Source organism: Rhodococcus antarcticus, from assembly GCF_026153295.1.
Taxonomy (GTDB): Bacteria; Actinomycetota; Actinomycetes; order Mycobacteriales; family Mycobacteriaceae; genus Rhodococcus_D; species Rhodococcus_D antarcticus.
The window spans coordinates 1-13,375 of the sequence record NZ_CP110616.1; the positions used below are offsets into that span (position 1 = coordinate 1).

The following is a 13,375-nucleotide window of genomic DNA, read 5'->3' on the forward strand; positions in this document are numbered from 1 at the left end:
ATGACCACACCCCAGACGAACCAGGCGCCCGCTGTGGAGATCCCCGGGGCTCCGGTCCCCCTCTCGAGGCTGGTGCTCGGCACCATGACCTTCGGTGACACCGTGGACGCGGCGGGGTCCGCCGAGATGCTCGACGCAGCCCTCGAGGCCGGCATCAGCGGGGTGGACACCGCCAACGGTTACGCAGGAGGTGCTACCGAGACGCTCCTGGGACCGCTGCTGCGCACCCGACGCGACCAGGTCGTGCTGGCCACCAAGGCCGGGATGCCGCACCCCGACGCGGGCGAGCACGCCCCGCTGTCCCGGGCAGGGCTGGAGGCATCGCTGGCCGGTTCGCTCGGCCGTCTCCAGGTAGAGCGGGTGGACCTCTACTACCTGCACCAACCCGACCGCGCCACCCCGGTCCGGGAGACCCTGTCGACCATCGCCGGCTTCGTGGCCGACGGACGGGTGGGAGCCCTGGGAGTCTCGAACATGGCGGCCTGGCAGATCGCCGAGCTCAACGTCGCTGCCGACGAGGTGGGATGCCCACGACCGGTCGTCGCCCAACAGCTCTACAACCTGCTCGCCCGCCGGGTGGAGGAGGAATACCTGGAGTTCGCCCACGTGAACGCCCTCGCCACCATGGTTTACAACCCTCTCGGCGGAGGGCTGCTCACAGGTCGGCACTCCTTCTCCGACGCCCCCACCAGCGGCCGGTTCGGCAGCTCGAAGCTCGCCGCGATGTACACCCAGCGCTACTGGAACCCAGAGCTGTTCGACGCCGTCGCCCGGCTCCACACCATCGCCGACGGGGCCGGGATGCCACTGGCCGAGCTCTCACTGCGTTGGCTGCTCGGCTCCCCCGACGTCGGAGCACTACTGCTCGGCGGCTCACGGACCGCCCAACTCCAGCAGAACATCGCCGCCGCAGCCGCTGGACACCTGCCACCCGACGTCATTGCGGCCTGCGACGAGGTTGGCGCCACACTGCGCGGCCCAATGCCCGCCTACAACCGCTAACTCTCGCCCTCGAGCCCCTGCTCCACCGGAGGGCAAAGCCTGACTCGCTGCGAGGTGCACTGCCAACCAATACCGCGCCCCTAATGGCTCTACAGCGGTCGTCTGGGCCACCATTCACTGTCTACGCAGGGCCCTCCATGCGACTCCTCACAGACGAGGGTGTAACCGGGTTCGAGGCGTTCAACGCACATGGTCACCGCAGCACAGAACGTCCGTTTACCCCTCCGCCCAGGTGCCGGCCGGGGCCGGCACCGTCTTCAGGGGCGTCCCGTCGCTGCGGTGTCCGGTGTGGGTGCACTGGGCGAACGGGCCGCCGGTGCTGGTCAGGATGGTGAGGTGGTGGTCGAGGACCTGCCACCACCCGAGCATGGCCACCGCGCCCTCGGTGCGGGCGTTCTCCCACGCTTCCCAGAGGCCGTTGAGCCGGCTGATGGCTTCGGGGTGGGCCCACCAGTGCGGGCACCACCGGAAGGCGTTCTCGTTGTGCTGGCGTCGGATGGTGGGGGCCAGCCATTCGACGACCCACACCTCCAGCCCAGGGAAGCACCGCTCCACCTCGCCGCCATCTCCCTCGTCGCGGGTCGGGGTGGTGATGGGGGCGAGGGTCGGGGCGGTGTAGCCGGTGGCCCAGTCATCCCCTCCCCCTCCCCCACTACCGAGCTGGAGGTCGTCGGTGCTCACCACTGCAGCGCCTTCACCGGGGCGGGCCTCGCCAGCGGGTCGACCGACGGCGGCTTAGTCGGGCCGACCAGGCGGCCGTTCACGAACGCGGGCAGCCCACCCCCGCCGGCGTAGGTGGCCGCGGAGGCGGTGATGGCCTCGGCGTGGGGGCCGTCCATCCACGGCACCGCCCGCAGCAGGGTGGGCCGGTTCCCCGCCGACAGCATCAGCGCCCGTCCTCGCGGGAGGGACTGCAGGTCGGCGACAGTGAAGATCGGCTCCAACGCTGTCGAGTAGCTCGTGGAGGACCCGGTGGCCGAGCTGCTGGTCGAGCGTCGGCGCACCTCGTGCGGGCCGATGAGGTTGGACAGGAGCTGCAGGAACCGGTCCTCGCTGTTGTTGCCGGCGTAGATCTTGACGTTGGCCGCGGTCCACAGCGACTGCATCCCCTCATCGCCCCACACGCGGACGCCTTGGGACCAGGACTGCAGCACCGTCTGGACGACGACACCCCTCGAGCCGAGGTGGGAGTACAGGTCGGGGAGCTCTCGGATGCGGCACACGTTCGCGGCCTCGTCCAGCACCATCACCAGCGGCACGCCCAGCCGGCCACCGTTGCTGACGGCGGCCCGTTCAGCGGCGGCGAAGACCTGGGCGACCAGAGCCGCCGTCAGCTGGGTCGCGGCCCCACGGCCCTCCTTGGACAGGGCGTAGAGGGTGTCGGTCGAGCGGACGAACTCGAGGAGGTCCAGCTGGGGTGGGCTCTTGCGCAGTGCGGTCTGCGGCACCCGTTGGTAGCCGCTCTCGGCGTCGTGGCGGAGCACGAACTCGACCCGGGTGGTGGGGGTGACCCAGCGGGCGAAGACCGGCTCATCCATCACCGACATGACCAGCCGGGCGGTGGCGTAGGTGCCGGAGCGCTGGTTGCCGGCGGCGGTGGACTTCTCCCGCAACGACTCCGCCGCATCGTGAAAACCATGCCCCTCCAGGATGGTGGCGGGGGTGTCGTCGGAGGGCCGGCCGAGCCAGTGGGTGACGTGGATCAGGTCACCACCCCCGAGGGCGGCGGCGAACATGGCCAGCGCGACCAGCTCGACCCCCGTGGGGGTGAAGAACGCATCGGAGGACGCCTTGGGGTCGACGTAGGCGGCGTGGAACGTCCCCGCCAGCTCCCGGGCCGCCGACAGCGAGACCACCGGGGCAAGGAGGTCGACCCAGAACTCGGGCTCCCGCCCGGTGAGACGTTGGGGGTCGAACAACCACACCCGGCCCACCAGTTCGCGGACGCCGCGGGTGGTGTCGTGCAGATCCACCTTGTTCGACGTCGCCACCACGGCACCGGGGGCGCCGACGATCGCGGGGACGCAGTAGGAGGTCGACTTGCCGATGCGGGGCCCGGCGACAATCAAGCCGACGGACTCCCAGTCCTGGCGCAGCACCACCTTCCCCCGCACCGTCCGCCCCAGGGGCAGCCCCAGGTTGTCCGGGTTGCGCAGGTCGCCCCCCGGCAACAGCCGAGCCGCACTCCGCCGGGCGTCACTGGGTTTGATGCCGGACAGCTCCCCGGGCGGGGCCAAGTACCGGGCCTTCCCGTCACCCCGGGCCCGGCCCCGCAGCATGCGCACCGCCCCCACGAGGACCGCGGCCAGGAGCAGCAGCACGCCGGCGGCGATGAGGACCAGCAGGCCTGTGGTCAGGGTGCCGGCCTGGTGGGCGGCGTAGAGCTTGTAGCCACCGAGACCGCCACCGAGGACCACCAGGAACGCCGCGGGCACCCACGGGCTGTCGGAGTTCACGCCACTCCCCCACCGGTGGTGGCCCACGCCCCGTCGGTGTTGTACAGCTCCCGCTCGGACGGGCTCAGCGACATGGCCACCGGCAGGCCCAGGCGCTCCCCGCTCTTGATGAGGTACTTCCCACGCCCGGGGTGGGCGAGCCCGCGGTGCCAGGTGGGGGGTGCGGCCCAGGAGGTGACCAGGGCCCGCTCCCCCGACGTCAACGGGGTGATCGCCGACAGGCGGTCGAGCTCGGCAGCATCCAGGCCCCCGAGGATGACGATGCCGTTGCGGGCCGCCATGCCCCTCGCCTTGGCCCGGTCCTGCTCGGTCGGCAGTGCCTCCAGGTCGGACAGGGAGTGGGTGATCTGCAGGCTCACCACCCCCCGAGCCCGGTTCAACCTCGTGACCCGGTCTGAGAGCTCCACCAGACCAGGGGCCGCCCGCAGGCGCCGCCACAGCTCGTCGGAAACCTCGACGACGTTGCGACGCCGCCCGGAGGCCAGCGAGGACTCGACCATGGTCGAGGTCCACGCCGAGGAACACATCATCGCCGCCGCCACGACGTCGTCGGCGTCCCCGTCCAGCGCCGAGATGTCCAACGACAGGACCGCGGTGGAGGCGTCGTAGGCGATGGTGGACGGGCCGTCGAACAGCCCCCGGATCGCCCCCTCGCAGAGCAGCTCCAGGGTGGCCCGCAGGGCGCGGGTCTCCCGGGCGTACTCGTGGTCGTCGCGGGCGGCCACGATCCGCAGGCACTCGTCAGTCCCGCGGGCCAGCACCCGGACCACGTCGGGGATGATCGGCTCGCTGCCGGCGGTCTCCGCCGTCGCCGCCGCGGTGTCCACGGCCACGGCGAGCAGCCGCTTCTCCATCGTGGACACCGGGCCCGCTTGGACGATGACGACCAGGGCTTCCAGCAGCGACAACCGCCGGGCCCGGACGGTCTCGGCCAGCTCTTGGCGGCGGGACCCGGTGGCGGCGTCGATCGCCGCCCGCAACGGCCCCGCGTCCAGGGGGTTCACGGTGTGCAGGCCCCGCCCGATCCGGTAGGCGACCCCACCCAACGCCTCGACGAGGGGCGTGTACTCGCCCTTCACGTCGCCGGGGACGACCATGCCGAACCCGAACCCCACCAACCCGGTGCAGATCCGCTTGGAGATGGCACTCTTGCCCACTCCGGGTTGGGCTTGGATCCACACCCCGGTGTTGGTGATGAGCCCGTCCTGCAGCCACTGGCCGGGGTCCAGCCCGATGGGCTCGGCGGTGTGCATGTCCCGCCCGATGGGCACCCCCCGAACCTGGGCACCACTGGACGCGGCGAAGGGGAACAGCCCACACACCTGGGTGGTGGTGCCCTGGTAGGAGCGGCCGGTGTCGATGTTCACCGCGGCCCCACCCCCACGCCCGCGCCACCCCCGGGCCGGTGGCCGACCCCGACCCCGGCTCGCGGCGGCGGGGTCCACCGGGCCGGGCGTTGGGGCTACGGCTGCAGCGGCTTGGGCGATGACCCGGGCGGAGATCCGCCGGGTCACGTCAGCCTCAGTGTCGTGTCCCCCGGGGGCGTGGTGTCCGTTGGTGGTGGTCATCAGCGGAGCTTCGCGATGACGGAGGGGTCGATGCCGACGCCGAGGGAGGCGGCGAACCCGGCGGCTTGCGCCCCGCGGCACTGCCGCAGCCGCAGCTTGGACTGCCCCGCCCGCTCCTCCACGTCGGCGATCGCGGCGGGGAGCATGGCCTTGTCGGTGACGGTGGTGGTCACCCACACCGTGAACAGCCCGAGCCCGGCACCTTGGGCTTCCTCCTGGGCGGCCTGGCGGGCCCGGTGGGCGTCGTCGCGGTCCCGCTGGGTCTCGTCCCGCTTGGTCTTCTTCGACCACTCCCGGCGTAGGGACTGGCCGCCGATCTCCCGCTCCACGAGCTTCGCGGCGTCGCCGGCGGAGAACGGCCGGTAGAGCAGGGTGACCCGGCGGGGGAACACCCCCGGGCTCATCAGCGGCACCAGCACCCTCGAGGTGACCTCCTGCCGGGGGGCCTCGTCCAGGGCCCAGGAGACGGAGAACCCGGTGTCGTGGCGGTAGTGGTCCCAGTCGTCCTCCGCGGTGACCGGGCCCCCGTCCTCCCAGCGGAGCACGTCGGTGGCGTCCCCGGTGACCGTGGCCCCGACTGTGGTGGCCATGGTGCGGGCGGCTTCACCGCGGGCCATGGGGTCGAACGCGGTGCGCAGCCGGCGGATCAGCCACGGGGTGCTCGCCCGGCCCAGCACCGAGGTGCCGCAGGAGCCGAGCTTGCTCTCGATGCCGGGTAGCCACCGGGTGACCTCCGCGGTGGCGGCAAGCAGGTCCGGTGGGGCTGGGGAGGCCTTCTTGGGGTCGAAGGTCACCGACACCGACGTGGTGACGTCGGAGGCAGTGGTGGGGGTGGCGGCGACGAGCTCACCCAGGATCTGCCGGGCCAGGGGCGCCGAGGCCGGGTCGATGCGCCCGGCGACGTAGTCGGCGACGGTGGTGCCCCCGGTGGGGGCAGTGTCCACGGTGACCGCGACCGAGGACACCATCGGCTTGTAGCCGAGGTCAGCGAGCCAGGACCCGTAGGAGGCGACCCACCGGTCGGTGTCGCGGGCGTCGGCCAGGGAGATGCCGATCGGGGAGACCCGCAGGATCGCGGTGAGGTGGCCGGTGATGCGGTGCCACAGCAGGACCTGCTTGCCGCCGCGGCCGTCGTCGGTGGTCAACGGGACCAAGGGTGCGAGCAGGCCCGGGAGGTCGTGCTTGCGCTCGTGCCGGGTCAGGGCACCGGAGATGAACGTCGACGCCCCCGAGGAGCGGGCAAAGATTGAGCGGAGACCGCGGGTGATCCGCGCCGACACGGTCATGTTGTCGAACGGCACGACGGTGGCGGCGATGAGCACCGCTGCTACCACCAGGGCCAGGACCCCGACACCGAGGCCCAGCGGGAACATGAAGAACGCGACCAGCAGGACCCCACCCACGCGGGCGCTCTGGGCGCCGGTGAGCGTGCCCAGTCCCCACCCGCGGGGCTCGCGCCACCCCCCGTAGGTCCGAACCCGGCTCGGCACCATCTGGTTCGGCTTGGTCTCGGTCATCGCAGCTGCTCCTCGTCACCGGCAACTGCCGGCTCGGCCCCACTGGGCTGGCCGCCCTGGGGTGTGGTCATGTCGTTGACCTCGTGGGCGACGGCGCCGCCCACGGCGTGGGCGGCGGCCGAGGCCGCCATCCCCCACGGCCCACCCGCAGCACCCGCACCCGCAGCAGCTGCGCCACCGCCGGCTCCCGCGCCGACCGCGGCCAACCCGCCGCCTGCGGCTGCGCCGCTCATCGCCACGGCACCGACGTCAGCGCGACCACCGCCCCCGGCGGGACTGATCCCCGTCGGGCCACCAGTGGGCTGCGGTGCAGCCCCGCTCGGGGCCTGCCCCCCACCCCCACCGGAGCCGGGGCCGGTGGCGGCCATGTAGTCGGCCTGCTGAACCGCCGGCGAGCCACCGGAGGAGGAACCGCCACCCCCACCGCGGTTGAGGAGCGCGCCGCCGACGCCGGCGGCCAGGGCCAGACCCGCACCACCACTGCCGGAGCCACCGAGGTCGGCCCAAGAGAAGAACTTCAGCAGCAGCGGCAGGGCGAACACGGCCATGCCCAGGACCATGATCCCGGTCAGGGCGGTGGTGAAGTCGGTGCCGGTGCCTACCAGCTCGAACCCGAGCAGGTAGATGAACCCGACGATGGGCTTGTAGACGACCAGCGCCAGCAGCAGCGTCCCGAGACGGGGCAGCCACGTCCGGGTGGAGCGCCCGACCGACCCTGCTGCCGCGAGGGGCAGCAGCACGATCAGGATGAGGATCCCGGCTTGGCGGAACAGCCCGATGACCCACTGCACGGCGGCGATGAGCAGCAGCAGCAGGGCCACGACGAGCAGGGTGAACGGGTTGCTGATCACCGCCGCGGTCATGAGCGCGGACATCTTCGTGCCGAAGTCGGTGGCGGCGGTGTCGGTGAAGTACCCGGCCAGCGCGTCCCCGGCGGAGAGGGCCCCACCGACCAGGCCCGTGGCCAGGGCCACGGTCACGGTGTAGCGGACGAGCCCGGTCCCGGTCTCCACCAGGGCGCTGCCCGTGCGGGAGAGCACCACCCGCACCGCCTGTGCCAGCACGGACATGGTCAGGATCGCGACCACGATGGGCAGCAGGTAGCCCTGCAGCTTCTCCACCGTCGGGGTGTTCGGGTCGATCGACGGGGTGGACACCCACCAGGTCAGGGCCTTGACCACCATCTCCCCGGCCGACTCCCCTGCCTTCTGCGCGATGGTGTCGAACGTCGACGACGCCACGCTCGACACCGCCCCCTGCACCAAACACAGGGGGTTGGCTTGGTTGATCAAGCCGCTGCAATCGGGCATCAGAGCACCTTCATGCCGGCCGGCTTGCCCGGGTACGGGATCGCCCGGGCGGCCGACCACACCGCCACCCAGTCGCCGTTGACCCAGCGCATCTCCACCGGGCTGCCCGACCAGCGCTCGGGCTGACCTGCGAGCGCCTGGTTCAGGAAGACGGTGGTGATGGTGACGCTGTTCCCGGTGCCGTCGCCGGCAACTAAATAACCCTGGAACAGGCCGATCCCGGCGGGGGCGGTGAGGTAGTCCCCGTAGGTGGCTCCGGTGGTGGCGGCGTAGGAGGCGTAGGACTGCTGGGTGTCGGTGATCGCCGAGGGGGGCACCTGGGTCCAGCGGGTGGCCCAGGCCTTCTCGTACACCGACGGGGGTGCGGTGCCGGCGACCTCGTAGATGGCGTGCTGGATGGCCATGGCGGCGCCCTGCTCGGTGTGGGCGAAGCCGGTGGCCACCCCGCCGTCGGTGGAGCGGGGTCCGTAGGTGGCGGAGTAGGGCAGCAGTGGTTGCTGCGAGGGTGACGGCCGGTAGGCCACGTCTGAGCCGGCGGGGGGCGGTGAGCTCGAGGTGGGTCCGGCCCCGGCCGTGGTCGGGGCAGCGGCACCCATCGTGGCGCCGGCGCCGCCGGTGTTGGGGCGGGTGAGGAGGTAGACCCCCCCGGCGAGCAGGGCGAGGACCACCACGGCGGCCACCGCGAGGACGGGGCCCCGACGGCGGGGGGTGGGCTCGGGCATCGTCAGGCTCATCGCGGGCCTCAGGCGGTGACGAAGGTGTTGACGATGGTGACCGCGGATGCCCCGAGGATGAGCCCGCCGGTGACCCACAGCATGCCGTTGAGCCCGCGGAGGGCGACCTCGTTGCGGCCCTGGCGGCCGATGACCATGAGGATGGCGCACCCGAGGACGCCGACGACGGCGGCGATCCACAGGATGGTCAGGGTGTAGCCGATGAGGTCGTTGAGGAAGGTGCCGAGCTGGCCGGGCAGCGGCTTGGGGCCCGGGTTCTGCGCCAGGTAGGTCGTCACGGTGCTCAGTGCGATGGACATGGTGTCTCCCCTAGTGGTGGAACGTGGTCGGTGCGGTGAACCCGCGGTGCGGGTGTGCGGGCGCAGGTGTGACGGGGTCGGGTCCCCGGGGTACCGGGCGGTGGTTTGGGTCCGGGGCCCGCAGCAGGGGGACGAGGGTGTCGAGGAGCTCGGCGAACGCCGCCCGCGCGGGCAGCGCCCATTTGGGGGGCTGGGCGGCGCGGACCGCGGCCGCCAGGTCCTGCGCGGGGGTGTCGGAGTCGCGCAGCTGGGCGACCCAGGGCAGGTAGATGACGGCGGTGGTGTGGGCCTGCACCATTCGCATCCGGGCCGCCGCGGTCTTGGGTGGCGTGCCCGGTGCGTCGGCGACGACGAGCAGGACGGGGCGGCCGGGGGCGGACTGCACCGCGGTCAGCGATGACGCGAGCGAGGTGGCGGTGGACCGGCAGACGAGGACGTCCACGCTGAGCCCCGGCCGGTACACGCCGCGGTCGGTGGACCCGAGGACGGTGGCGATGGTGGTGGTGCCGACCCCGCCGGCGACCCCGGTGAGGATCGGGGCCCGCTGCACCGGGGGCCACACCAGGGCCCCGGTGGTGCTCGTGCGGCTCATCGCTGCTCCACCTGGGCCACGGCCCACCCGCTGGTGTCCCGGCGCAGCCCCATGTAGGCGACGGTGACCACCGGGTCCAGGACCTGCCCGGTGCGGGTCGTGGGGGTTTGGGTGACCAGGTAGATGCGGGTCGCGGTGCTGGTGGTGTCGGCCGGACGGTCATCGGCCAAGGGCTCCACCGTCGCGGTGAGCCGGACGCCCTGGGCGGACCAGGTGTTCCACCGGGCCCCCGGCGACCGCAGCGGTGGGGTGGTGATGATCGCGGCGGCGTAGTCGGCGGTGAGCAGGCTGATGGTGCGGGCCGCGGCATCGTTCGGGCCGGTGTCCGTGGCGGTGTTCGCGGTGGTGAACGCGGTCACCACCGCGGTGGCCACGGCGTCGATGCTGGACCGGTCGACCCCGGCCAGGGCGGGGTCCACGGCGGTCGGGACCGGCGGGGCGCTGCGCTCGGGCTGCACCGACCTCGACACCGTCGGCGGTGCCGCCGCCGCCGAGGACCCGGTGGTGGTGGGGGTGGTCTCGGTGCCGCCGGCGGCGGTGATCTGCGCTGAGCTGCACCCTGAGACCACAAGTACGACCGTGGTCGCAGCCGCGAGCAATGCTGCGCGGTGGATGGTCATCCGAACCTCCTGGCGGTCATGTTTTCCCCGGCCCACCCGGTGAGGTTGGAGACCTTCACGACGTCGCCGGACTGGGGGGCGTTGACCATCTGGCCGCCGCCCATGTAGATCCCGGTGTGGTGGACCCCGCCGCTGTCGGCGAAGAACAGGACGTCGCCCGCGACGATGGCGTTGGTGGCGACGGGCTGACCCATCTGGGACTGCGCGGCGGCGGAGTGCGGCAACCGCAGGCTGCCGCCGCTGGCCTGGGCGGCGGCGTAGATGACGAGCCCGGAGCAGTCGAAGCCGACCTTGGTGTAGTCGCCGAAGCTGTCGGCCACACCCCCGTCGCGGATCCCGCGGGTGGGGCCGGTGGCGTCGCCCCCGCCCCAGGCGTACACCGTCCCGAGCCACTGCATGCCTGCGGCGACCATGTTCGCGGCGAACGGTCCCCCGGCGACGATCCCCGCCCCTGCCCCGATGCCGGTGCCGACCGCGGTGTACTTCGCCTCCAACGACCGGATGCGGGTGACGTAGGCGGGGGTCTCCCCGTTCTGCGGGATGCCCCCGGCCGCCCGGACCGCCCCACTGCCGGCGTTGTAGGAGGCCAGCACCAGGTCGATCACGTCACCGGTGACCTGCCCGGCGGCCAGAGCGGTCGTCATCTCCGCGGCCAGGGCGCAGTCGAAGGTGCCCTGGGCGACGATCGCGTCGCCGGGGTCGAACGGGGACACCTGCCCGTTGCCGTCGGAGTCCCGGCCGTAGGAGGGCCAGGTGCCGGGCATGAACTGCGACAACCCCTGCGCCCCAGCGGGACTGACGGCCTCCGGGTTCCACCCGGACTCCGCCTCGATCTGCGCCGCCACCAGCGGGGCACTGACCTCCGGGCAGATCGACCCGGCCTGCAGCACCCACGGCTCCCACCCGTTGGGTACCTGACCGGCCACCAGCTGGCCGTGGGCCGATGCGGCGGCCGGGGTGTCGGAGCCCGCCAGCACCGACAGGCCCAGCGGCACCGCGACCACGACAGCGATTGCGGCCGCTACCGTTGCAAGCGTCCCCGGAGCCACTATCTATCGCCCGTCTTTGCGGCGATAGCTGCACCCCATCGATGACAGGTCCATGTCATGGATCCCTCACTCATCGCGCTCCCCCTCTCGGAACGTCCACCCGCGAGCGAGTGACACCAGCGAATCAACTGTAGTTTGCTTAACAGTCTTGACGCTAAACCACAGTGCTGGGTGGGGCAACCTGTCGTCTGTCTGCACTGCGCTTGGCGGGCCACCCATGTGCGATGCTCGCTGCGACAGAGACAGAGACGGGAGGCCACCTCATGCCACGGGATGGTGTTCCTGGTCTGGCGCCCAACCTGAACCGGCTGTTCGAAACAATCCCCCGGCCTGATGGTGGCGGCCTCTACACCAACGAGTTGGCCGCAAAGGCGCTTGGTGAGCTCGGTGTTCAGGTCAGCGCTCAGCACCTCTGGCTGCTCCGCGGTGGGCAGCGTGACAACCCGTCGTTCAGGCTGCTGGACGGGATAGCAAGGCTGTTCGGGGTGCCCTTGGCGTACTTCTCAGATCCGGAGGTCGAGGCACGGGTCAGCGCGGAGTTGTCTACGCTTGCAGCGCTGCACGACTCGGGGGTGAAGGCGCTTCTGACGCGTGCGCACGGGGTCAGCCCTCAGAACATGGCGCACCTCGGTGCGATTCTCGACCAGATACGCCAGATGGAAGGGCTCGATGCTGCGCAGGACCCGGAAGGCCCGACAGGCCAGTAGCTACGCCCACCTCGTTCCGGTCAGCGGTGACCTCGACGAACTCGTCGACAGGGTCGCGGCCCGCCGGTCTCGGTCGATCACGCTGATGCCGACCCCGCTACCCGAGGACGCGCCCTCAGGGCTGTGGGTTGCCACGACAGCACGGGACTACATCGTCTACCCCGATAACGCGGACGCCCAGTGGCGCTCCGGCATCGTCTGCCACGAGCTCGCCCACATGCTGCTGGAGCACGACCCGCAGCCCGGCACAGCTGACCTGGGAGCCATGGTGTCCCGTGCCGCACCGAGCATCGACCCCCAGGTAGCCGCCCGGTTCCTGCACCGCCACGGGTATGACGACGCGGCCGAGGCTGACGCCGAGTATCTCGGAACCCGTCTGGCAGCCCGGCTCGGGGCCGCGCACACAACCGGCAAACGTCACCGCGATCGGGTGTTCGACAGGATGCGATGATCGTCCAGGCCGCGGCGGTGCTGCTCTGGGTCGCCGCTTCCTACCGCATGTGGGTGACTGTGCGGTCACCACACGCCCTGTGGCGCATCAGTTTTACTGTCTCCACGGTGTCGGTGGCCGTCGCCATGACCCTGCAGCTCTCCCGGGCCCAACTCGATGCCACCATGCACATCCCGAATATTGCCGGTCTCCTGGTCCACCTCGTGTTCGCCGTGGGCCTGGCCTGGGTCCACGTCTACCTGGAGACGTTGCGCCACGAGCACCCCGACCCCGGTCGAGTCCGCCGCTATCTCGTCGTCGGGGCTGCTGTCGCAGCGATGATGATGGCGACCTGGGTGCTCAGCCCCATCCACGCCGGGGAATACGCGAGCTTGGCGGAGGCGCCGGGGCATCCCGCTCTCGTCGTCTATCACCTCGCCTTCTACGGATACATGATCATCTCCCTGGGCGACATCGCCCGGTTCTGCGCCCGCGAGGCACGACCCCACCGGCCGGCCGCGCTGACCCGCCGCCTCAGCCTCGCTCTCATCGGCGTGGCCTGCGCCGCGGCGATGCCGGTGATGGTGCTCTACGCGCTTAGCGCCGTCCTCCCGGCAGCCACGGGGCACTCCGGACAGGTGTACGGGCGTCTGGGTGACGCCTTGGTGCCATGGCCGCTTATGGTCCTGTCGCTGGGAATCCTCGCCTTGTGGACAATGCCTTGGTTCGTCGATGTCGCTTCAGCCGAGCGCCGATGGCGCACTCTGCGGCCCTTGTGGGCACACTTGGTCGCCCGCCACCCCGAGGTACATCTGTCACTACCGTCACCGGCACGTCCCCTAGGGCGGCAGCAGCTGCGGGAGAGGCGGGTCATCATCGAGATCAACGACGCCCTGCGCCACGAGACCGTCCAAGCCCGGCCCGGATCCGGCCCGAACGCGCTAGGCGCAGCCCTCGCACGTCAAACTCCGGGTTCGACCCAAGCCCGCGATGTTCTCGACTCCACCGTCGATGAGACCGGGGCACTCGAGCAGCTGCTTCGGCTCGCCCAGGCCTACAGTGCAGCGCGTTGACTCCAACTGGACTGTAGT

The 13,375-nt window shown here is 71.5% G+C and carries 14 protein-coding genes; 4 read left to right on the forward strand and 10 right to left on the reverse strand.

Translation table 11 applies throughout. The features are described from left to right. Complete coding sequence (locus tag RHODO2019_RS17915; RefSeq protein ID WP_265384976.1) at positions 1–1,002, forward strand: aldo/keto reductase; 1,002 nt, start codon at positions 1–3, stop codon at positions 1,000–1,002. Positions 1,003–1,218: 216 nt separating this feature from the next. Here the strand turns inward: RHODO2019_RS17915 and RHODO2019_RS17920 are convergent, their stop codons facing one another. From RHODO2019_RS17920 to RHODO2019_RS19235, 10 genes are all read right to left on the reverse strand, one after another. Further along, the gene (locus RHODO2019_RS17920; protein ID WP_265384977.1) at positions 1,219–1,683 is read right to left on the reverse strand and encodes a DUF4913 domain-containing protein; all 465 of its coding nucleotides are present in this window, start codon (positions 1,681–1,683) and stop codon (positions 1,219–1,221) included. Further along, the gene (locus RHODO2019_RS17925; RefSeq protein ID WP_265384978.1) at positions 1,680–3,458 is read right to left on the reverse strand and encodes a type IV secretory system conjugative DNA transfer family protein; all 1,779 of its coding nucleotides are present in this window, start codon (positions 3,456–3,458) and stop codon (positions 1,680–1,682) included. The genes RHODO2019_RS17920 and RHODO2019_RS17925 overlap by 4 nt, the downstream gene beginning before the upstream one ends. Beyond that, entirely contained in the window at positions 3,455–4,825 is a 1,371-nt protein-coding gene (locus RHODO2019_RS17930) for a putative type IV secretion/conjugal transfer ATPase (RefSeq protein ID WP_265384979.1), read from the reverse strand. Before RHODO2019_RS17930 ends, RHODO2019_RS17925 begins: the two co-directional genes overlap by 4 nt. Positions 4,826–5,025: 200 nt before the next feature. Continuing rightward, positions 5,026–6,543, reverse strand: a complete 1,518-nt coding sequence (locus RHODO2019_RS17935) for an SCO6880 family protein (RefSeq protein WP_265384980.1) — start codon at positions 6,541–6,543, stop codon at positions 5,026–5,028. Next, positions 6,540–7,853 carry a hypothetical protein gene (locus RHODO2019_RS17940; protein WP_265384981.1) on the reverse strand — a complete coding sequence of 438 codons (1,314 nt, stop codon included), beginning with the start codon at positions 7,851–7,853 and terminating at the stop codon, positions 6,540–6,542. The genes RHODO2019_RS17935 and RHODO2019_RS17940 overlap by 4 nt, the downstream gene beginning before the upstream one ends. Continuing rightward, positions 7,853–8,575, reverse strand: a complete 723-nt coding sequence (locus RHODO2019_RS17945; RefSeq protein ID WP_265384982.1) for a DUF8175 domain-containg protein — start codon at positions 8,573–8,575, stop codon at positions 7,853–7,855. The genes RHODO2019_RS17940 and RHODO2019_RS17945 overlap by 1 nt, the downstream gene beginning before the upstream one ends. A gap of 20 nt (positions 8,576–8,595) precedes the next feature. Further along, on the reverse strand, positions 8,596–8,886 hold the full coding sequence (locus RHODO2019_RS17950; protein WP_265384983.1) for a hypothetical protein: 291 nt from the start codon (positions 8,884–8,886) through the stop codon (positions 8,596–8,598). A 10-nt stretch (positions 8,887–8,896) separates the two neighbouring features. Next, the gene (locus tag RHODO2019_RS17955) at positions 8,897–9,478 is read right to left on the reverse strand and encodes a hypothetical protein (RefSeq protein ID WP_265384984.1); all 582 of its coding nucleotides are present in this window, start codon (positions 9,476–9,478) and stop codon (positions 8,897–8,899) included. Continuing rightward, positions 9,475–10,098, reverse strand: a complete 624-nt coding sequence (locus RHODO2019_RS17960) for a hypothetical protein (protein ID WP_265384985.1) — start codon at positions 10,096–10,098, stop codon at positions 9,475–9,477. Before RHODO2019_RS17960 ends, RHODO2019_RS17955 begins: the two co-directional genes overlap by 4 nt. Further along, complete coding sequence (locus tag RHODO2019_RS19235; protein ID WP_290428907.1) at positions 10,095–11,102, reverse strand: C40 family peptidase; 1,008 nt, start codon at positions 11,100–11,102, stop codon at positions 10,095–10,097. The genes RHODO2019_RS17960 and RHODO2019_RS19235 overlap by 4 nt, the downstream gene beginning before the upstream one ends. A gap of 308 nt (positions 11,103–11,410) precedes the next feature. Here RHODO2019_RS19235 and RHODO2019_RS17975 point away from each other — a divergent pair, with 308 nt between their 5' ends. Genes RHODO2019_RS17975 through RHODO2019_RS17985 form a run of 3 tightly spaced genes read left to right on the forward strand, consistent with a single transcriptional unit; the run spans position 11,411 to position 13,357 of the window. After that, the gene (locus RHODO2019_RS17975) at positions 11,411–11,854 is read left to right on the forward strand and encodes a helix-turn-helix domain-containing protein (RefSeq protein WP_265384986.1); all 444 of its coding nucleotides are present in this window, start codon (positions 11,411–11,413) and stop codon (positions 11,852–11,854) included. Then, positions 11,817–12,305, forward strand: coding sequence for a hypothetical protein (locus tag RHODO2019_RS17980; protein WP_265384987.1), 489 nt, complete (start codon positions 11,817–11,819; stop codon positions 12,303–12,305). Before RHODO2019_RS17975 ends, RHODO2019_RS17980 begins: the two co-directional genes overlap by 38 nt. Next, complete coding sequence (locus RHODO2019_RS17985) at positions 12,302–13,357, forward strand: MAB_1171c family putative transporter (RefSeq protein ID WP_265384988.1); 1,056 nt, start codon at positions 12,302–12,304, stop codon at positions 13,355–13,357. Before RHODO2019_RS17980 ends, RHODO2019_RS17985 begins: the two co-directional genes overlap by 4 nt. Positions 13,358–13,375: the final 18 nt, after the last annotated feature.

Excerpts from the sequence above, each read along its gene's own strand:
- RHODO2019_RS17940 (WP_265384981.1), bottom strand. The coding sequence starts at position 7,853 with ATGCCCGATTGCAGCGGCTTGATCAACCAAGCCAACCCCCTGTGTTTG.
- RHODO2019_RS17915 (WP_265384976.1), top strand. The coding sequence starts at position 1 with ATGACCACACCCCAGACGAACCAGGCGCCCGCTGTGGAGATCCCCGGG.
- RHODO2019_RS17945 (WP_265384982.1), bottom strand. The coding sequence starts at position 8,575 with ATGCCCGAGCCCACCCCCCGCCGTCGGGGCCCCGTCCTCGCGGTGGCC.
- RHODO2019_RS17980 (WP_265384987.1), top strand. The coding sequence starts at position 11,817 with ATGCTGCGCAGGACCCGGAAGGCCCGACAGGCCAGTAGCTACGCCCAC.
- RHODO2019_RS17955 (WP_265384984.1), bottom strand. The coding sequence starts at position 9,478 with ATGAGCCGCACGAGCACCACCGGGGCCCTGGTGTGGCCCCCGGTGCAG.
- RHODO2019_RS17935 (WP_265384980.1), bottom strand. The coding sequence starts at position 6,543 with ATGACCGAGACCAAGCCGAACCAGATGGTGCCGAGCCGGGTTCGGACC.
- RHODO2019_RS17950 (WP_265384983.1), bottom strand. The coding sequence starts at position 8,886 with ATGTCCATCGCACTGAGCACCGTGACGACCTACCTGGCGCAGAACCCG.
- RHODO2019_RS17975 (WP_265384986.1), top strand. The coding sequence starts at position 11,411 with ATGCCACGGGATGGTGTTCCTGGTCTGGCGCCCAACCTGAACCGGCTG.
- RHODO2019_RS17960 (WP_265384985.1), bottom strand. The coding sequence starts at position 10,098 with ATGACCATCCACCGCGCAGCATTGCTCGCGGCTGCGACCACGGTCGTA.
- RHODO2019_RS17985 (WP_265384988.1), top strand. The coding sequence starts at position 12,302 with ATGATCGTCCAGGCCGCGGCGGTGCTGCTCTGGGTCGCCGCTTCCTAC.